We start from the raw sequence: 18,158 nt of genomic DNA on the forward strand, positions 1-18,158 counted from the left end.
TGAAAAAAAGAGCAGCTTGATGCTGCTCTTTCGATTTCAATTCATCGGCTATTTAGCAAAGTTGATGATAGGAAAACACTTAAAGAAACCATTATCCGCACAGTTAATTAGACCAACCTGAATACCTTCAATTTTTGTGGTTTTGTTGAACAAACCCACTTGCACTTTCGATGTATCTGAGAAGTTTGCTGCACCAACATCAACCATGGTATTACCTTCAGAGTAGTTAACTAGACTGACGTTAGCACCTTGTACATTGTTGGTCAGATTCACTATACCCACGTTAGCACCCACGGTTTGCCCTGTATTCCAGTTTAACAAACCGAGTGAAGCACCGGTCATCTCTTGATTGACTTTCGATGCCCCTAAAAGACCTAAATTTACACCCGTCGTAGAGTCAGTTTCAGATAATCCAACAACGGCGAGATCTAAGCCTTTAACTTCATTCACTTTACCGTAAAGAGCCGCAACACGAACACCTGATACCGCATTTTCATCCGGCGCATTGAAGTTATTGATGGAAGAAAACATAACTGGAGTGCCAGCCATCGCAACAGAAGAAGATAACGCAGCCACTACGGCTAGTGCTGAAAGTACTTTTTTCATAAAGATCTCCATTGACCAATGAAACCGTTAATATTGGGTTTGTTCACGCTATTTCACTCACATCATCACCAAATTGTGATCAGTGAAGAAACGAAGTCTAGAAGAGTCGGATCACTCAAACGTCAGGATTGAGCTAATTATGCGAAAAAAAAACCGGAGGCAAGCTCCGGTTTCTTATTGAGAGAGGATGATTACATCATCCCTCCCATACCGCCCATGCCGCCCATATCAGGCATTGCCGCTTCTTTCTTCGGTAGCTCAGTCACCATAGCTTCTGTGGTGATCATGAGGCCCGCGACTGAAGCTGCGAACTGTAGCGCACTGCGAGTCACTTTGGTTGGATCCAAAATACCCATGTCGATCATATCGCCATATTCACCCGTCGCAGCGTTGTAACCATAGTTACCTTCACCAGCGCGAACATTGTTAGCCACAACAGAATCCTCTTCGCCCGCGTTTTTCACGATTTGACGAATTGGTGCTTCCATCGCACGTAGTGCAACACGAATACCTACGTTTTGCTCTTCGTTGTCACCTTCAAGACCCGCAACTTTAGCAGCCGCACGGATCAGTGCAACACCACCACCCGCAACCACGCCTTCTTCAACGGCTGCGCGAGTTGCATGCAGTGCATCTTCTACGCGATCTTTCTTCTCTTTCATTTCAACTTCAGTGGTTGCACCGACTTTGATCACTGCAACGCCACCTGCCAGTTTGGCCACGCGTTCTTGTAGTTTTTCTTTGTCGTAATCTGAAGTTGCGTCTTCAATTTGTTGACGAATTTGTGCAACGCGACCTTTAATGGCTTGCTCTTCACCCGCACCATCAATGATGGTGGTGTTTTCTTTAGTGATAGAGATGCGCTTCGCTTGGCCTAGATCTTCCAAGGTCACTTTTTCAAGCTCAAGACCGATCTCTTCAGAAATCACAGTACCGCCCGTTAGGGTAGCAATGTCTTGCAGCATCGCTTTACGGCGATCACCAAAACCAGGTGCTTTCACGGCAGCAACTTTTACAATGCCACGCATGTTGTTCACAACCAGCGTCGCCAATGCTTCACCTTCAACATCTTCCGCCACAATCAGTAGTGGACGAGAAGCTTTTGCTACCGCTTCAAGTGCAGGAAGCAGTTCGCGAATGTTAGAAATTTTCTTATCAACCAATAGGATGAATGGGCTATCTAGATCAACACTGCCCGCTTCTTGGTTATTAATGAAGTAAGGAGATAGGTAACCACGATCAAACTGCATACCTTCCACGACATCGAGTTCATCTTGCAGTGCTTGACCTTCTTCAACAGTGATAACGCCATCTCGGCCCACTTTTTCCATCGCTTCAGCAATGATGTTACCCACGCTTGAATCCGAGTTTGCAGAAATAGTACCCACTTGCGCAATCGCTTTAGTGTCTGAACAAGGTACTGAAAGCTCTTTCAACGCTTCAACCGCCGCCACGACAGCTTTGTCGATGCCACGCTTAAGATCCATTGGGTTCATACCCGCCGCTACAGCTTTCAAGCCTTCAGTGATGATCGCTTGCGCTAATACCGTTGCGGTTGTCGTTCCGTCACCCGCTGCATCGTTAGCTTGAGAAGCAACTTCTTTCACCATTTGTGCACCCATGTTCTGGAATTTGTCTTCCAGTTCAATTTCACGCGCAACAGTGACACCATCTTTGGTGATAATAGGTGAACCAAACGATTTATCTATCACAACGTTACGGCCTTTAGGGCCAAGGGTGACTTTTACTGCATCGGCTAGAATATTAACGCCTTCTAGCATTTTAATACGTGCATCGTTACCAAATTTAACGTCTTTAGCAGCCATCTTTAATTTCCTTTTCTAAATTCTGTTTTAATCAATCGTTTTTGAATCAGAGCAAAAATTACTCAATGCTTACTCGACAATCGCCATGATGTCGTTTTCAGACATAATGAGCACTTCTTTACCGTCGATCTTTTCCGTTTTAGTACCGTAGCTTTCTGCAAAAATAACCGTATCACCTACTTTGACATCCAGCGGTTGTACCGAACCATTTTCAAGGATTCGGCCTTTGCCTACTGCTAAGATGACGCCGCGAGTCGATTTCTCTGCAGCGGAACCTGTTAGAACAATGCCACCAGCAGATTTAGATTCAACTTCTTGGCGTTCAACGATAACTCGGTCGTGTAATGGACGAATGTTCATCGGTCGTCTCTCCTGATTAGATTTTCCGTTAGGTTTATGAAAAGGCTGATTACTCAGCTCGTGAGTGATATGTGGGGGAGCAAGCAAGGGATCCCAAGGGGGGAAAACGAAAATTTTGTGATCTATTTAACGAATTGATAGCGAATCTTGGTTCTGTGCTGACAAAAGTTACTAGCGGCTCATCCTGTATAGTCAATAATTTGCTTTATTAAGCTGCTTCTTCATAATAGATAAGGCAAACAGAGGAATGCGATGAAAACCATTGACCGAATACTTCAAACCATCAAACGCGATGGAGCGGTAACCGCTAAACGACTGGCCGACGACCTAGGAATTACCACCATGGGGGCTCGCCAGCACCTACAAAGTTTGGAAGATGATGGCATTGTGGCGTTTCATGATGTCAAAGTAAAAGTCGGACGCCCTACTCGACACTGGTCTTTGACACAACAAGGCCACGACCAATTTGCTGATCGGCATGGCGAGTTGATCATCCAAGTGATTGATGCTGTTGAGCACCTTTTTGGTAAAGAAGGACTAGCCAAAGTGGCGGCAGAACGTGAAGCTCACACATTAGCACAGTATCAACACGCATTAATTGATTGCCACAGTTTAGAAGAAAAACTAGCTAAGCTAGTGACGCTTCGTGAGCAAGAAGGCTATATGGCAGAGCTCATACCATCAACGAACGGTTACACTTTAATTGAGAACCATTGCCCTATCTGTAAAGCTGCGGCACGCTGCCCTAATCTGTGCCAATCTGAACTTAATATTTTCCAAACGTTGATCGGTGAGCAATATGTAGTTGAGCGGAGCGAACACATCATTATGGGTGAGCGTCGCTGCCGTTATCAAATCACACCACGCTAAGATCGTCTCATTAGTAAGAAATGGCGATTTCGTTCCAACTCCTACCTTATTGATCGGTTATGCTTTCATTGTGTTGATAAAATAATCAACAGAGAAATAGTGTAAAGGAGAAAGATATGGAGCCCCCTCAAAAACAGGCCTTACCTTCTTTTGATGAGTTGGTTGAACTTGCCAAACATAATCCAGATGCCTTTACGCAACTGAAAAAAGATATCTGTGAAGAGATGATCCTCTCCTCTTCCAACAACATGCAAGACAGGTTATGGGCTCAGCAAAGTCACATTGACTTGGTGGTGAGCCAATGCAAAAACCCTGTCCATGCTAATGTTATGCTGATGCGTGAGCTCGGCGAACAGATGATGAAATTTAGAAATGCCTTAGATGGCGAATCGGCGCGCACTCAACCGAGCGCGACCATCATTCCATTTGTGCCGCACCACAGCGACTGGCGTTAACCTCGCTATTTGAAGCTTTTTAAAACAACAGGAGGCATTGGCCTCCTGTTGTTTCATCAATTTTTTTCTATCAAGTTTACTCTGGTTCAGGTCCGTAGCGGTTGCGGCTTTGCGTTCCCTTCATAAAACCACATTCGACTAAAATCCATGAGCCACAAACCAGTGCGACCAGCGATACCAATGACTCTGTCATACTGGCTTGAGTGGCAATCTCGGCACTGGCAAAAGGCATACTCATACGGCCTATCACCAAAGGGACATTAAGCAATAACCACCAAGCAGACTTATCTCTGTCATGCCAACGTTTTACCGTGATGGCCAAATCAGGCAGTAACACCACTAGCAAAAACAGCGGCAAGATCAGGTGCGTATAGGCAGGAAACATTTGGTTTGCAGCGAGTGCGAAGCCCATAATGGACGCGTAATAACAGAGATTCCACATCCAAAATACTTTGCGCCCGATGCGTCCTTGAAATGAAAATAGCAGTTCTTTAATTGACATCTTGTTACCTAAAATGGTTAATTTACAACCTTTTGGAAGCAATCTTTATCCATATCACGCACATTCACGGTCAGACTCCTGACTTGACTAGCTTGCTGTTGCAATACCGCCATTAATTGACGTGACAACTCTCTTTTTTGTTCAGGTGTCCGCCCTGACAGCAAATCAAAGCTGAGGTGAATAAAATCAACACTGTCGCCCTCTTCACCAATGCACCAATGGTGGCAGCGTAGCGCCCGTGATTTCACTGAGTCAGCGTCAAATAATCCGCAGCGAAGTGCGACTTGGTGAAGATCTTCCAATAACCCTTGAACATTCACACGTTCATCCACAGAGTTCGAGTATTCCATAACAAGGTTGGGCATACGAATTCCTTTTCTTCATTCATGATCAAATTTCAACACTAGTGAGCCTTATTGGTATCACTAGCTTTTCTTTTAACAGCCACTAATAGCAATTAATCTCGTAAAATCCGAGCCATTATCGACTATTCTGTCTATCTGATCACTGATAAGGGGTGTCACGCATTGCCTAAGATCCCATAAAGTCATGACTCGAATCATGATCTGACCGATTTTATCTGTTATATTCTTTCGCAATCACGTTTATTTTTGACATTCATTCATTTTAACTTTGATAGATAATGGAGATATTCCTATGCGTCATCCTGTAGTTATGGGTAACTGGAAACTAAACGGCAGCAAAGAGATGGTTGTTGAGCTGCTAAATGGTCTGAATACAGAGCTTGAAGGCGTAACTGGTGTTGACGTAGCCGTTGCTCCACCAGCACTTTTTATTGACCTAGCAGAGCGCACTCTGACCGATGCGGGTAGCGCGATCATTCTGGGTGCCCAAAACAGCGACGTACACAACAGTGGCGCATTCACTGGCGATATGTCTCCAGCAATGCTGAAAGAATTCGGTGCAACACACATCATCATTGGTCACTCAGAGCGTCGTGAATACCACAACGAATCCGATGAATTTGTGGCGCAAAAATTTGCATTCCTAAAAGAAAATGGCCTAACACCAGTACTTTGTATCGGTGAATCTGAAGCACAAAACGAAGCTGGCGAAACAGTAGCCGTATGTGCACGTCAACTTGACGCTGTGATCAACACCCAAGGTGTTGAAGCGCTAGAAGGCGCGATCATCGCTTACGAACCAATCTGGGCGATCGGCACAGGTAAAGCAGCAACAGCAGATGATGCTCAACGTATTCACGCTGCCATTCGCGCGCACATTGCTGCAAAATCAGAAGCAGTCGCGAAGAATGTCGTTATCCAATACGGCGGTTCTGTAAAACCTGAAAATGCAGCAGCTTACTTCGCACAACCAGACATTGATGGTGCTCTAGTTGGCGGCGCAGCACTTGATGCGAAAAGCTTTGCAGCTATCGCAAAAGCAGCAGCTGAAGCGAAAAAAGCGTAACTATTCACACTAATTATCATTACGAAGGTCAGCATTTGCTGGCCTTTTTGTTTCTTCACTCTCGTCACGCTTCCCATCCTAGCAGCTATAGTCGCGATCGCCAGAATCAAGTATCCTAACGTTTTGCTTAACCTACGTTGCCAGTAATGCACGATAAACACGGCCTATTAACCGCCCCAATTCCAAATGTGCTCAGTCAAATGACGATCCCAATGATTTTTGGTTTGATCGCGATTTTGATGTTTAACTTGGTCGACACCTTTTTTATCTCACTGTTGGGCACCGAATCTCTTGCCGCCATCAGTTTTACCTTTCCCGTCACCTTTGCGGTCAACTGCATTACCATGGGAATTGGTATTGGACTTTCGACGAGTATTGGCCGCTTACTCGGTCAAGGTGACGCTAAAAATGCGGCGCGTTTTTCTAGTCACGGCGTGTTGCTGGCTGTGGTGCTGGTGACATTCGCTTCAATTCTGGGGTTACTGACCATTAAGCCACTCTTCCTACTGCTTGGTGCCACTGACGATTTAATTCCTTTGATTGAGCAATACATGCAGGTTTGGTATTTGACTATTCCTTTGCTCGTTATTCCCATGGCTGGTAACAGCGCAATTCGAGCCACGGGTGACACCAAAACACCGGCTAAAATTATGATGCTCGCAGGTTGTATTAACGGTCTGCTCGATCCGCTGCTGATTTTTGGTTATGGCCCTTTCCCTGAATTAGGAATCCAAGGTGCTGCTATTGCCAGTGCATTCAGTTGGTTAGGCGCACTGTGTGGATCGCTATATGTCTTAATCAAAAGAGAAAAATTATTGGCATGGCCGTATTTTCCTACTTTATGGCATGATTGGCAGCAGATCTTAAAAGTGGGCACACCAGCGGCACTCTCCAATGCAATGAATCCACTCTCTGGCGCGCTATTAATGATGATGCTGGCCAGTCATGGCACGGCTGCAGTAGCCGCTTACGGCGCCGCGCAGCGTATTGAGTCGATACTCATTTTGGTCTTGATGTCACTAACCTCAGCACTGACTCCCTTTATGGCACAAAACATCGGCGCAAAAAATATCGAGCGTAGCTTTGCTGGCCTGTTCCTCAGCATGCGTTTTTCTATCGTATTCCAATTGATGATTTTTGCGATGATGGTACCGCTGAGCATCCCTTTGTCAGCCCTATTTTCTCAAGAGCCCTCGGTGCGCGATCTATTGTGGCACTATTTGCTGGTGGTGCCACTGAGCTATGGCTTTCAAGGCATTGTGATGATGCTTGTCTCTGGATTGAATGCATTGCATCAACCCATGCGCGCCTTTCAGTGGAGCGTGATGCGGCTATTTGTGTTCACTCTTCCTGCCGCGTGGTTAGGTTCGTATCTCTATGATGTCGAAGGGCTGTTTATCGGTATTGCCGCAGGCAATACCTTAGGTGGGCTGCTGGGTTATTACTACGCCCTGCGTCTAAAACGAACTTACCTGTTTCGCTAATGCTACCATTTATCTGGTTGAGCACGTCGTGGTGAACTAAATATAAAAAAGCCAGCATTCACGCTGGCTTTATCACTTAGAAACATCGCCTTTCAGCGCGAGAAACTACTCTTCAATCTCGTCAAGGTCATCATCTAAGTCCATATCCACATTTAAAGGCTCAGGAGATAAAATAATACCCGTATTATCAGCGTATAAATAATCTTCAGGTAGGAAAGTGACGCCACCAAAATTGACAGGAACATCCACTTCACCGATACCTTGATTGGATGCTCCAACAGGAATAGAGGCGAGCGCTTGAATGCCGATGCTCATCTCTTCGAGTTCATCCACTTCGCGGACACAACCGTAAACAACGATGCCTTCCCACTCATTTTCTTCAGCAAGAGCGGCCAATTCTGCATCAATCAGCGCACGGCGCAGTGAACCACCACCATCAATTAACAGCACCCGTCCTAGCCCATCTTGCTCTAATACTTCACGGATTAAGCCATTATCTTCAAAACATTTAATCGTCGTAAGCTGGCCAGCAAAGGATGCGCTTCCACCAAAGTTACTAAACATTGGCTCCACCACATCGACTTGGTCGAGATAAATATCACATAACGCAGAGGTGTTGTATTCCATAATGGTTCTTCTCTTGCCGAAAATTATCTTCACCGAGTATATAGGGTCATTAAGTCATTGCAATGACAAGCGACAATTAACTCGTCAGAGTTTGAGCTATAACAATTCCAACAAACAACAAGTTGGTGATCAGTGAACATTTGACGATAGCGGGCATCATAGGTGCTATCTGCGCAGGTTGATCACTCACCCACACCGCTTTACTGTGTTTTACCACTACCACAATGCTCAACAAAAAGGGCAAACTTATCCACGTTGGGCTGCTTTGCATCACTAAATACCAAGCAAAAGCGATCACCGCACCCGCCAATAGCATAAAGTGATATTGCTTGGCGCGCGTTTGCCCAAGACGTACGGCAACGGTTTTTTTACCGCAAACTGCATCATTTTCAATATCACGCATATTATTGACATTGAGCACAGCGACCGCCAATAAGCCACAGCCTAACGCGGGTAAGAACAGGCTCGATTCCACATGGCCGGTATGCAAGAAATAGGTTCCAGACACCCCAAGTAAACCAAAGAAAATGAATACGGATAAATCACCTAAGCCGACATAGCCGTAGGGTTTGTTACCGACTGTGTAAGCAATCGCGGCCACAATAGCGAGCACGCCAAGCCCGACAAAAGCCAGAATACTTTGCACGCTATCCAGTGCATAAAAAATCAACACCAAACCCGAGATAACCGTCAATGTGATGTTAATCAGCATCGCTTGCTTCATATCATCGAGCGTCACCGCACCGGATTGAATCGCTCTGATTGGCCCTAAGCGAGCCTCATTATCCGTACCCTTGACCGCATCACCATAATCATTTGCAAGGTTGGATAAGATTTGTAATAAAGTTGCGGTAAGCAGAGCAAGCAGCGCTACTGGCAACGAAAAATGGCCCGATGAGAAAGCTAACGCGCTGCCCGTTAAAATAGAAACTAGCGCGAGAGGGAGCGTTTTAGGCCTGGCCGCATCAAGCCAGATATGGAGCGAATTCTTCATGCAAGGTCACTGCCGTTCAAAAAAGGGGTCAGTATATACTGTTCTGCTGGCGAGTATAACACGGCAATAAAAAGCCCGTCACTTTGGACGGGCTACAAACAGTGTACTGACCATTCGACCAGCTAAAGAATAAAGCGGCTCAAATCTTCATTCTCGACTAACTCACCTAGGCGCTGCTTGACGTAGTCGGCATCGATAATCATTGAGGAGCCCGGTTTTTCTGTTGCATCAAATGAGATTTCATCCATCAAACGCTCCATCACGGTATGCAGGCGACGTGCGCCGATATTTTCCGTGGTTTCATTCACTTTCCACGCGGCTTCCGCAATTTGAGTGATGCCATCTTCAGTGAATTCAATACTCACATCTTCCGTCTTCATCAGCGCAATATACTGCTCGGTCAGAGAGGCTTTCGGCTCAGTCAAAATACGTTTAAAGTCATGGCTCGATAATGCTTCAAGTTCGACGCGAATCGGCAAGCGGCCTTGCAACTCGGGGATTAAATCAGAGGGCTTCGCCACTTGGAATGCACCCGACGTAATAAAGAGGATATGATCAGTTTTAACCATGCCGTGCTTAGTCGAGACGGTACTGCCCTCAATCAAAGGTAGCAAATCACGTTGCACCCCTTCACGCGATACATCTTGACCTGAGCTTTCGCCGCGTTTACAGATTTTGTCAATCTCATCGATGAAGACAATACCGTTATTTTCAACATTAAAAATAGCTTGATCTTTCAGCTCTTCCTGATTGACCAATTTTGCCGCTTCTTCCTCAGTCAAAGCTTTGAAGGCCTCTTTGATTTTGAGTTTGCGTTTTTTCTTGGTATCCCCTGCAAGGTTCTGAAACAAACCTTGCAGCTGATTGGTCATCTCTTCCATGCCTGGAGGTGCCATAATTTCAACCCCCATTTGAGGGACAGCGACATTGATTTCAATCTCTTTGTCGTCGAGCTTTCCTTCACGCAACTTTTTACGGAAGATTTGGCGAGTGTTCGAGCTCTCTTCGCCCTTTTCATTCTCTCCCCAAGCATCACGAGCTGGCGGCAATAAAGCATCTAAAATACGCTCTTCTGCTTGCTCTTGCGCGCGAAATTGCACTTTTTCCATCGCTTGCTGGTGAGTCATTTTTACCGCAACATCGGTTAAATCGCGAATAATGGTTTCCACTTCTTTACCAACATAACCCACTTCGGTAAATTTGGTCGCTTCCACTTTAATAAATGGTGCGTTGGCAAGCTTGGCGAGACGACGAGCAATTTCCGTTTTTCCCACCCCAGTTGGACCAATCATCAAAATGTTTTTCGGCGTTACTTCGGCGCGCAAGCTCTCTTCGAGCTGCATGCGACGCCAGCGATTACGCAGCGCAATCGCCACCGAACGTTTGGCTTTATCTTGACCAATAATATGGCGATTTAATTCGTGAACAATTTCACGTGGAGTCATTTCAGACATCAGATTTTCCTTAATTCTTTACCCTAACACTGTCTTTATTTTTCGGTGGTCACTGTTTGTTGCAGTAGCAATTCCGCCGGTATTTCTAGTTCTTCGATAGTGTGGAAATGGTTGGTAAACACGCAAATGTCGCCCGCAATTTTCAGTGCTTTTTCAGCGATTTCACGTGCATCTAAATCGGTATTTTCTAATAATGCGGTCGCCGCAGCTTGGGCAAAATTACCACCCGAACCGATAGCAATCAGGTCGTTTTCTGGTTGAACGACGTCACCATTGCCCGTAATAATGAGTGATGCCGTTTCATCTGCCACCGCTAAAATCGCTTCTAGCTTACGCAGTGCTCGGTCACTACGCCAATCTTTTGCCAGCTCAACCGCGGCCTTAGTAAGATGACCTTGATGCATTTGCAGCTTACTTTCAAAGCGCTCAAACAAGGTAAACGCATCGGCTGTGCCACCTGCAAACCCTGCCAAGACTTGATTATTGTACAGACGGCGAACCTTGCGCGCGTTGCCTTTCATTACGGTATTACCGAGCGATACTTGTCCGTCACCGGCGATGACAACTTTATTATTACGACGTACAGAGACGATGGTAGTCACGACAGGACCTCTTATTTGTTTTCACGATGGAGTTAGCAAATATATGAGGATGGTTGGGGAAGATTTCAAGTCACAAAAAACACTCACCGCGAATCGATTGGATGCGGTGAGTGATCGCTCTTATTGTGGTTCAGTCCAAATGGCGCACGGCTCAATTTTAGCGCGTTGTAATTTATGCTCGTCACGCTGCGCATCACGCTTATATTTGTATGGCCCTAATACCACGCGATACCAACTGCTGCCTTCCGTTTTTCGGATTTCACTTTTTAAACCCTGAAACGCGATATCAAGTTTACGGCTTTCAGCCTGTGCCGAGGTTTTGTACGCCCCACACTGCATGATATAAGGGATTTCAGACACTTTTTGTTCTTTGGCTACCACTTCTACTTCACGTTTCGGCAAGCTATCCACGTAATCCCATTTTTCCTCTGGGGGCGGTGGGATCACTTTCTCTGGCTTAGGTTTTGCGACTGGTTTTGTAGGAACCACAACCGCTTGAGGCGGCTCAGGATCACGGTTGAGTAAGAACAGCCCATAACCAAAACCGGAAACGAGCAACAGTGCCAATAAGCCACTACGCCAAGGTTTACGACGTGGAGCTGTTTTTTTCGGGGTAGGCTTTTTCGGACTACGACCGCGCCTTACATAATCTTTATTAGCCACAGAGAATTCAAAAGTTGATGGTTTGTGCCAATGTTAATGCAGTTTCCAACGACTTAATAGTGTTGAAAGAGTTGCAGCGCATCAAAAATGCGCTGCATGTGGTTAGCTCAAGCGAGGAGGCGCTGCGCTTTCTCGAATCACTAACTTGGTTTCTAATAGTCGAGAACCTGCGCCAACCTCTTGACCGCGAAGAAGATCGAGCATCATGAGCATCGCTTGACGCCCTATCTCATAGCGCGGCTGTGAGATGGTCGTTAACGGTGGATCGCAGTAGAGCGCAAATTGAATATCATCAAATCCCACCACTGAAATATCTTGTGGAACGCGCAAACCCAATTTTTTGGCTTCCTTAATGACACCGATCGCCATACTGTCATTATGACTAAAAATGGCTGTGGGTGGCTCAGATAACGCCAATAATTGGCGCAGTGCTTTAGCCCCAGCTTCAAAAGTAAAATCACCATAAGTGCAATAATTAGGGTTCATGGTAATTCCTGCGCGGCGTAAAGCTTGTTGATAACCTTGATGGCGGAACTTACACAGCGTGGCCTCTGCTGGCCCCGATATTTGCGCGATGCGTTTGTGCCCGAGCTGCGTCAAATAGTTCACCGCTTCAAACGCTGAAGTAAGGTTATCAATATGTACCGTCGGCAACTCAAGTTCTGGCGCAAATTCACATGCCATGACCATAGGTGGCAGGTTTTTTTGCTCCGGCTTACTAACATCAAACGGCAAATCAGTTCCCAGCAACAACATGCCATCGGCCTGCTTAGTAAATACGAGGTTAACTAACGAACTTTCTCGCTTTTTCTGCTGACCACTATCACCCAACAGTACTAAATAACCATGTTCCATCGCCGCATCTTCGATACCACGAATGATCTCTGTGAAGTAAGGGTCACAAATATCAGGCACGATAGCGACAATGGTTTTAGATTCATTACGGCGTAAGTTGCGAGCGAGAGAATTTGGTGAGTAACCAGCTTCCAAAACAGCATCTTCGACACGCTTTCGCGTTGAAGATGATACTTTTTCAGGGTTCATCAACGCCCTAGATACTGTGGCGGTTGATACACCTGCAAGCTGGGCAACATCCTTCATTGTCGCCATAGAAATTAACCTCTTTAAAAGTTGTTACTGGGCTGAAATCACCCGTTGTTATGTTTATAAAATCCGGTTGTAAAATCTGGTTATCCATTTTGAACGCTGAGCTGTTATTCACAGCGGATATATGAGTGATAGTCTATTCATTTCCACCCAGAAAGTTACGGTCAGATTAACAAATTTTACATAATAAGCGTGAAGCCACTCACATTAGAGAGGATTAAATAGGCTGACAAAAATAACAGTAACCGTTTTAGCACTCGATTGCTTCAATATGTTACATCTCATTTCATCGAAAACGCTACGGAGGTTTAACTGAGATCTTGCGGTTCAATATCTAACGACCAGCGAATTTTCTTGGCTAATGGTAACAGTCCAATCGCAGGCTTAGCACTCATCAATAGTTTTTGCATTTTGGAGCGATGCTGAGTTTGCAGTAATAACTGCCAGCGATATTTGCCCGCTCTTTTCGCCAATGGGGCTGGGGTTGGCCCTAATACTAAGCACGAATCATCAAATAACGGATGCGCTTCTAACGTATGCCTAATTTGGCGTAAAAACTCTTCCACCATCGAAGCTTGATTGGATTCCGCTTTAAACAGTGTGAGATAGGTGTAAGGTGGCAACATCGCTATTTTCCGCTCTTCTAACGCGGTTTCTGCAAAATGACGATAATCCTTTTGCAACAATGCTTGCAGCAAACTGTGTTCCGGGTGATGCGTTTGTAAAATCACTTCGCCGGGTTTACTAGCGCGCCCTGCTCGACCTGCCACTTGAGTAAATAGCTGCGCCAAGCGTTCGGCGGCGCGAAAATCACTGCTGTATAGCGAACCATCCACATCCAATAACGCTACTAAAGTCACATCGGGAAAATGGTGTCCTTTAGCGAGCATCTGCGTGCCAATTAAAATCTGATACTCACCTTGGCGAATCGATGATAACGCACTTTCTAAACTGCCTTTACGACGCGTACTATCGCGATCAATACGCACCGTTTTATATTCGGGGAAAAGCTGCGCCAGTTGCGCTTCAAGTTGCTCGGTACCTACCCCAACCGTAACCAACTGAGTGGAACCACAACCTTGACACTGATGAACCACCGGACGTTGCGAGCCACAATGGTGACAACGCATGTCACTGCTATATTGGTGAAAGGTATAGTACGCATCGCAACGTTTACACTCGGCAATCCAACCGCATTCATGGCACATCAGCGCGGGCGAGAAGCCGCGGCGATTGAGAAACAGCATCACTTGGTTACCTGCGCTGAGGTGTTTTCTCATCTCAGCAATCAGCGGCGCTGATAAACCACTCTCTAAAAACAGGCCTTTCACATCCAACACCTTGTTTTTAGTGGGAACCGCTACGCCCGCACGCTGAGTTAAGCTTAAGTGATGATATTTGCCGCTCAATGCATTATGCAACGTTTCTAATGCTGGAGTGGCAGAACCAAGCACAATCGGGATCTGCTCAAGGTTTGCACGCATTACCGCAACATCTCTTGCATGGTAGCGTAGGCTATCTTGCTGTTTATACGAAGCGTCGTGCTCTTCATCAACAATGATGATACCTAGGTCTGCAAAAGGCGTTAGCAGCGCTGAGCGAGTACCAATGATAATGCCCGCAATATTATCACGCGCCGCTAACCACGCGTTGAGGCGCTCGGTTTCATTGAGCCCCGAGTGGACCACGGCAACTGGCACATTAAATCGCTTACGAAAGCGGTTAATGGTTTGTGGTGTTAGACCAATCTCAGGCACCAGTACCAATGCCTGACGTCCTTTTTCTAAAACGGGCTTGATTAAGTTTAGATAAACTTCGGTTTTCCCTGAACCGGTGACTCCTTCAAGTAAATAGCATGCGAAATGGTGATGGCTATTAATTGAAGCAATCGCGATCGCTTGTTCTTGGTTGAGCTTGGGCTTTTCCACATCCGCTTCAACATTTTGCGGCCAAGCCGTCAGTGTCGGCCGTTTTTCCAGTGATTCTATCCAGCCTTTCTCTTGTAAGGTTTTGAGTACGCTGCTACCTACCTCTTCATCAATAAACAGTTGATGGGGCACAGCGCCAGACTCAAGCATCGTCATCACTTTGGCTTGCTTTACCGCTCGCCCGAATCCTTGCATGAGTTGATCGCGCCCACTGGGCGTCAGTTGCCACTCCACTAAGGTCGAAAAATCGGCCGCTTTCCCTTTGCGTAATGCGCCAGGCAATGCATTAAATAACGTGTCGCCTAATGGGTATTGATAAAATTGGCTACACCATAACAGCAATTGATAGAGTTTCTCTGGCCAGACTGGCTGGCTATCGAGCACCACTTTTAGCGGCTTTAATTGATCGACTGAAAACTCAGACTCACTGACTATAGCGGTGACGATACCCACCAGAGTTTGCCGACCAAATGGCACCGACACTCGTCCACCAACAATCGGAAACAGATGACTTGGGATCTGATAATCAAACTGCTTATCCAATGGGACAGGTAAGGCAACGCGTGCAATGGTGGGGCGCATAATCGACCGTTCGTTCTACAAAAAATGTGAAAAGACAGTCTACTGGATGCGTCACCGAAATTCGAGCTTCGTCATTGGACAAAAATGTGGCGAAAATAGCGGCGAAATGGCTTGATCCACTGAAGAGGATTCATTAATATATCGCGCCTTGATGATATGGCTTCTTGCTTGATGTTAAGCAGTCAGCGGTATCAACATTTTTTTATTAACTACGTGTGGTGTCCGGCATAGATTCGGATAGCGACGCGGCCCAATTTGAGGTTATCCCATGAAAGCTGGTATCCATCCAGAGTACAAAGCAGTTAGCGCGACTTGTTCTTGCGGCAACTCTTTCGAGTTCAGCTCAACGCTAGGCAAAGATTCTATCCACCTAGACGTGTGTGACAAATGTCACCCATTCTACACTGGTAAGCAACGTATCGTTGATACCGGCGGCCGTGTAGATCGCTTCAACAAGCGTTTCGGTGCTCTTTCTAGCAAATAATTTCTTTTTTGCTAGAAAATTAAAAAAGGATGCTTCGGCATCCTTTTTTGTTGGCATTTTTTGTATAGTTGTCAGTACGCACTGGTCTTATCTGCGACATTTTCTCCATTTTTTGATGAAGCACGTCAGGTTCCCGCCTAGGAAGTTTGAGCGACATCCATTAGAATTATGGACCTTTTCCAATCCAACACGAGCACTTATACCTATGTCTGATGACACTCACCAAGAATTAACGGCAGAAGAACAATTTCGCCAACGCGCACTCGATTACCATGCTTACCCAACCGCGGGTAAAATTGCCATTTCATTAACTAAGCCTGCCGACTCGGCTGAAGACCTTGCTCTAGCTTACAGCCCGGGCGTTGCTGAACCGGTTCGTGAAATCGCACAGAACATCGACAACGTTTATAAATACACTGCGAAAGGCAACACCGTCGCTGTGATCTCAAACGGCACGGCTATTCTTGGTTTAGGTAACTTAGGTCCGATGGCTTCCAAGCCCGTCATGGAAGGAAAAGCGCTACTGTTTAAACGCTTTGCTGGGCTTGATTCAATTGATATTGAAGTAAAACACCGCACAATCGATGAATTTGTCGATACGGTTGCCAACATCGCCGACACCTTTGGCGGCATCAACTTAGAAGATATCAAAGCACCAGATTGCTTTGAGATTGAACGCCGTTTGATCGAGCGCTGTAATGTGCCTGTTTTCCATGACGATCAACACGGCACTGCGATTGTTACCGCAGCTGGCATGCTCAATGCGATTGAACTGCAAGGCAAGAAACTCAACGAATGCACTATCGTCTGTCTTGGCGCTGGCGCAGCAGCCACCGCTTGCATGGAACTACTGATTAAGTGCGGCGCAATGCGTGAAAAAATCTACATGCTTGATCGCAAAGGTGTGATTCATACTCGTCGCGATGACATCAATGAATATAAGCAGTTGTTTGCTAATAACACCGACAAACGCACACTGGAAGATGTGATTGAAGGCGCTGACTTATTCCTAGGTGTGTCAGGCCCCAACCTGCTGCCTGCCGAAGCGCTAAAATTAATGGCCGATAAACCGATCGTATTTGCTTGCTCAAACCCGGATCCAGAAATTAAACCGGAACTCGCACGCGCGGTACGTGATGATTTAATTCTCGGCACAGGTCGTAGCGATTATCCAAACCAAGTCAACAACGTGTTGTGCTTCCCATTTATTTTCCGTGGCGCTTTGGATGTCCGTGCTAGTGAAATTAATGACCAAATGAAGCTAGCCGCAGTTGAGGCGATACGTGAACTGGCTAAAGAAGAAGTGCCGGCTGAAGTGTTGAAAGCCGCAGGCGTAAAAGCATTAAGTTTCGGCCCTGAATACATCATTCCAAAACCGATGGACCCACGCCTACTGCCTCGTGTTGCTAAAGCGGTTGCTCAAGCAGCGGTTGACTCTGGCGTCGCTCGAATCGAGATGCCTGTCAATTACATGCAAGAATAATCATAAGCTTGAGCGGCTAAATGCCTCGCTCGAAAAAAAAACCGCTGACTTTCAGCGGTTTTTTTATATTCTGAGACACAGAGCCAAAGTCACAATGGCAACTTACCCAGTATCCTCTCTATTTTATCTCGTTGTACCGCAATTACGCGCTACACTTCTTCATCATCATACGCTTCAAATTCAATGCCCATGGCGGTCATTAATGCTTTTGCTTCCGTCGGAATATCGTCTGGACGATCTTTTCTCAAATCTTCGTCGGTCGGTAAAGGTTGACCAGTATAAGCATGCAAGAAGGCTTCACACAGCAGCTCACTGTTCGTTGCGTGGCGTAAGTTATTGATTTGACGGCGAGTGCGCTCATCAGTTAATACTTTCAACACTTTCAATGGGATTGAAACGGTGATTTTTTTGACTTGCTCACTCTTCTTCCCATGTTCAGCATATGGGCTAATGTATTCCCCATTCCAGTCTGCCATTGCGCACCTTCGTTATCGTAATTGGTCGTTAAAAATTTGAAAGTTGGATTTTAGCGGGATTTACCGCCACAAGCAAAGACATATAGACGTCTAGATATATTGACGTCTTCTTTTGAGTTCAGTAAAGTGTGCCATTATCGACAAAGAGATACCCGAAATACTTGAAATTTCAGCAGAGCGGCAAGTCAAGGCAGCCAGACTATGTTATTGAAGTAGGTGAACCT

The 18,158-nt window shown here is 45.9% G+C and carries 19 protein-coding genes; 6 read left to right on the forward strand and 13 right to left on the reverse strand.

Annotated features, from left to right (window positions below; translation table 11 throughout):
• Window positions 1-48: 48 nt before the first annotated feature.
• The 3 genes from AACQ75_RS14015 to AACQ75_RS14025 form a co-directional block, all read right to left on the reverse strand.
• A complete protein-coding gene (locus tag AACQ75_RS14015) occupies window positions 49-606 on the reverse strand; it encodes a VC2662 family protein (RefSeq protein ID WP_170888856.1) in 558 nt (185 codons plus the stop codon).
• Between the two features lie 191 nt (window positions 607-797).
• The gene (groL, locus tag AACQ75_RS14020; protein ID WP_013855861.1) at window positions 798-2,432 is read right to left on the reverse strand and encodes a chaperonin GroEL; all 1,635 of its coding nucleotides are present in this window, start codon (window positions 2,430-2,432) and stop codon (window positions 798-800) included.
• Between the two features lie 69 nt (window positions 2,433-2,501).
• The gene (locus AACQ75_RS14025; RefSeq protein WP_010317634.1) at window positions 2,502-2,792 is read right to left on the reverse strand and encodes a co-chaperone GroES; all 291 of its coding nucleotides are present in this window, start codon (window positions 2,790-2,792) and stop codon (window positions 2,502-2,504) included.
• Between the two features lie 252 nt (window positions 2,793-3,044).
• On the opposite strand from AACQ75_RS14025, the gene AACQ75_RS14030 reads away from it, so the two are divergent.
• Both AACQ75_RS14030 and AACQ75_RS14035 read left to right on the forward strand, forming a co-directional pair.
• A complete protein-coding gene (locus tag AACQ75_RS14030; protein WP_013855859.1) occupies window positions 3,045-3,662 on the forward strand; it encodes a helix-turn-helix transcriptional regulator in 618 nt (205 codons plus the stop codon).
• A gap of 116 nt (window positions 3,663-3,778) precedes the next feature.
• Complete coding sequence (locus AACQ75_RS14035; RefSeq protein WP_170888857.1) at window positions 3,779-4,117, forward strand: DUF3135 domain-containing protein; 339 nt, start codon at window positions 3,779-3,781, stop codon at window positions 4,115-4,117.
• A gap of 76 nt (window positions 4,118-4,193) precedes the next feature.
• On the opposite strand, the gene AACQ75_RS14040 is transcribed toward AACQ75_RS14035, so the two are convergent.
• Both AACQ75_RS14040 and AACQ75_RS14045 read right to left on the reverse strand, forming a co-directional pair.
• Window positions 4,194-4,619 carry a DUF805 domain-containing protein gene (locus AACQ75_RS14040; protein WP_029190043.1) on the reverse strand — a complete coding sequence of 142 codons (426 nt, stop codon included), beginning with the start codon at window positions 4,617-4,619 and terminating at the stop codon, window positions 4,194-4,196.
• 17 nt (window positions 4,620-4,636) lie between these two features.
• A complete protein-coding gene (locus AACQ75_RS14045) occupies window positions 4,637-4,984 on the reverse strand; it encodes a 5-carboxymethyl-2-hydroxymuconate Delta-isomerase (RefSeq protein WP_017043199.1) in 348 nt (115 codons plus the stop codon).
• A gap of 292 nt (window positions 4,985-5,276) precedes the next feature.
• On the opposite strand from AACQ75_RS14045, the gene tpiA reads away from it, so the two are divergent.
• Together tpiA and AACQ75_RS14055 are read left to right on the forward strand one after the other, a co-directional pair.
• The gene (tpiA, locus tag AACQ75_RS14050; protein WP_088729193.1) at window positions 5,277-6,050 is read left to right on the forward strand and encodes a triose-phosphate isomerase; all 774 of its coding nucleotides are present in this window, start codon (window positions 5,277-5,279) and stop codon (window positions 6,048-6,050) included.
• A gap of 146 nt (window positions 6,051-6,196) precedes the next feature.
• A complete protein-coding gene (locus AACQ75_RS14055) occupies window positions 6,197-7,534 on the forward strand; it encodes an MATE family efflux transporter (RefSeq protein ID WP_088729194.1) in 1,338 nt (445 codons plus the stop codon).
• Window positions 7,535-7,639: 105 nt separating this feature from the next.
• Here the strand turns inward: AACQ75_RS14055 and rraA are convergent, their stop codons facing one another.
• The 7 genes from rraA to priA form a co-directional block, all read right to left on the reverse strand.
• Window positions 7,640-8,161 carry a ribonuclease E activity regulator RraA gene (gene rraA, locus AACQ75_RS14060; RefSeq protein WP_026027418.1) on the reverse strand — a complete coding sequence of 174 codons (522 nt, stop codon included), beginning with the start codon at window positions 8,159-8,161 and terminating at the stop codon, window positions 7,640-7,642.
• A 76-nt stretch (window positions 8,162-8,237) separates the two neighbouring features.
• On the reverse strand, window positions 8,238-9,155 hold the full coding sequence (locus AACQ75_RS14065) for a 1,4-dihydroxy-2-naphthoate polyprenyltransferase (RefSeq protein WP_170888858.1): 918 nt from the start codon (window positions 9,153-9,155) through the stop codon (window positions 8,238-8,240).
• Between the two features lie 122 nt (window positions 9,156-9,277).
• Entirely contained in the window at window positions 9,278-10,609 is a 1,332-nt protein-coding gene (hslU, locus tag AACQ75_RS14070; RefSeq protein WP_170888859.1) for an HslU--HslV peptidase ATPase subunit, read from the reverse strand.
• A 35-nt stretch (window positions 10,610-10,644) separates the two neighbouring features.
• Window positions 10,645-11,211 carry an ATP-dependent protease subunit HslV gene (gene hslV / locus AACQ75_RS14075; protein ID WP_010317615.1) on the reverse strand — a complete coding sequence of 189 codons (567 nt, stop codon included), beginning with the start codon at window positions 11,209-11,211 and terminating at the stop codon, window positions 10,645-10,647.
• Between the two features lie 120 nt (window positions 11,212-11,331).
• On the reverse strand, window positions 11,332-11,874 hold the full coding sequence (locus tag AACQ75_RS14080; protein ID WP_170888860.1) for an SPOR domain-containing protein: 543 nt from the start codon (window positions 11,872-11,874) through the stop codon (window positions 11,332-11,334).
• A gap of 102 nt (window positions 11,875-11,976) precedes the next feature.
• Entirely contained in the window at window positions 11,977-12,984 is a 1,008-nt protein-coding gene (gene cytR, locus AACQ75_RS14085; protein WP_017043195.1) for a DNA-binding transcriptional regulator CytR, read from the reverse strand.
• 305 nt (window positions 12,985-13,289) lie between these two features.
• Entirely contained in the window at window positions 13,290-15,491 is a 2,202-nt protein-coding gene (priA, locus tag AACQ75_RS14090; protein ID WP_170888861.1) for a primosomal protein N', read from the reverse strand.
• 268 nt (window positions 15,492-15,759) lie between these two features.
• On the opposite strand from priA, the gene rpmE reads away from it, so the two are divergent.
• On the forward strand, window positions 15,760-15,975 hold the full coding sequence (gene rpmE, locus AACQ75_RS14095) for a 50S ribosomal protein L31 (RefSeq protein WP_010318344.1): 216 nt from the start codon (window positions 15,760-15,762) through the stop codon (window positions 15,973-15,975).
• A 205-nt stretch (window positions 15,976-16,180) separates the two neighbouring features.
• On the forward strand, window positions 16,181-17,458 hold the full coding sequence (locus AACQ75_RS14100) for a malic enzyme-like NAD(P)-binding protein (RefSeq protein WP_026027888.1): 1,278 nt from the start codon (window positions 16,181-16,183) through the stop codon (window positions 17,456-17,458).
• 149 nt (window positions 17,459-17,607) lie between these two features.
• Here the strand turns inward: AACQ75_RS14100 and metJ are convergent, their stop codons facing one another.
• Window positions 17,608-17,934: a met regulon transcriptional regulator MetJ gene (gene metJ / locus AACQ75_RS14105; protein ID WP_010318342.1), complete on the reverse strand. Its 327-nt coding sequence runs from the start codon at window positions 17,932-17,934 to the stop codon at window positions 17,608-17,610.
• Window positions 17,935-18,158 lie beyond the last annotated feature (224 nt).

It is taken from the genome of Vibrio sp. B1-2 (assembly GCF_963888445.1).
In the GTDB taxonomy this organism is placed as follows: Bacteria; Pseudomonadota; Gammaproteobacteria; order Enterobacterales; family Vibrionaceae; genus Vibrio; species Vibrio anguillarum.

Excerpts from the sequence above, each read along its gene's own strand:
- AACQ75_RS14040 (WP_029190043.1), bottom strand. The coding sequence starts at position 4,619 with ATGTCAATTAAAGAACTGCTATTTTCATTTCAAGGACGCATCGGGCGC.
- rraA (WP_026027418.1), bottom strand. The coding sequence starts at position 8,161 with ATGGAATACAACACCTCTGCGTTATGTGATATTTATCTCGACCAAGTC.
- AACQ75_RS14035 (WP_170888857.1), top strand. The coding sequence starts at position 3,779 with ATGGAGCCCCCTCAAAAACAGGCCTTACCTTCTTTTGATGAGTTGGTT.
- AACQ75_RS14015 (WP_170888856.1), bottom strand. The coding sequence starts at position 606 with ATGAAAAAAGTACTTTCAGCACTAGCCGTAGTGGCTGCGTTATCTTCT.
- AACQ75_RS14100 (WP_026027888.1), top strand. The coding sequence starts at position 16,181 with ATGTCTGATGACACTCACCAAGAATTAACGGCAGAAGAACAATTTCGC.
- groL (WP_013855861.1), bottom strand. The coding sequence starts at position 2,432 with ATGGCTGCTAAAGACGTTAAATTTGGTAACGATGCACGTATTAAAATG.
- AACQ75_RS14025 (WP_010317634.1), bottom strand. The coding sequence starts at position 2,792 with ATGAACATTCGTCCATTACACGACCGAGTTATCGTTGAACGCCAAGAA.
- cytR (WP_017043195.1), bottom strand. The coding sequence starts at position 12,984 with ATGGCGACAATGAAGGATGTTGCCCAGCTTGCAGGTGTATCAACCGCC.
- metJ (WP_010318342.1), bottom strand. The coding sequence starts at position 17,934 with ATGGCAGACTGGAATGGGGAATACATTAGCCCATATGCTGAACATGGG.
- AACQ75_RS14030 (WP_013855859.1), top strand. The coding sequence starts at position 3,045 with ATGAAAACCATTGACCGAATACTTCAAACCATCAAACGCGATGGAGCG.
- hslU (WP_170888859.1), bottom strand. The coding sequence starts at position 10,609 with ATGTCTGAAATGACTCCACGTGAAATTGTTCACGAATTAAATCGCCAT.
- AACQ75_RS14065 (WP_170888858.1), bottom strand. The coding sequence starts at position 9,155 with ATGAAGAATTCGCTCCATATCTGGCTTGATGCGGCCAGGCCTAAAACG.
- AACQ75_RS14045 (WP_017043199.1), bottom strand. The coding sequence starts at position 4,984 with ATGCCCAACCTTGTTATGGAATACTCGAACTCTGTGGATGAACGTGTG.
- AACQ75_RS14055 (WP_088729194.1), top strand. The coding sequence starts at position 6,197 with ATGCACGATAAACACGGCCTATTAACCGCCCCAATTCCAAATGTGCTC.
- tpiA (WP_088729193.1), top strand. The coding sequence starts at position 5,277 with ATGCGTCATCCTGTAGTTATGGGTAACTGGAAACTAAACGGCAGCAAA.
- rpmE (WP_010318344.1), top strand. The coding sequence starts at position 15,760 with ATGAAAGCTGGTATCCATCCAGAGTACAAAGCAGTTAGCGCGACTTGT.
- priA (WP_170888861.1), bottom strand. The coding sequence starts at position 15,491 with ATGCGCCCCACCATTGCACGCGTTGCCTTACCTGTCCCATTGGATAAG.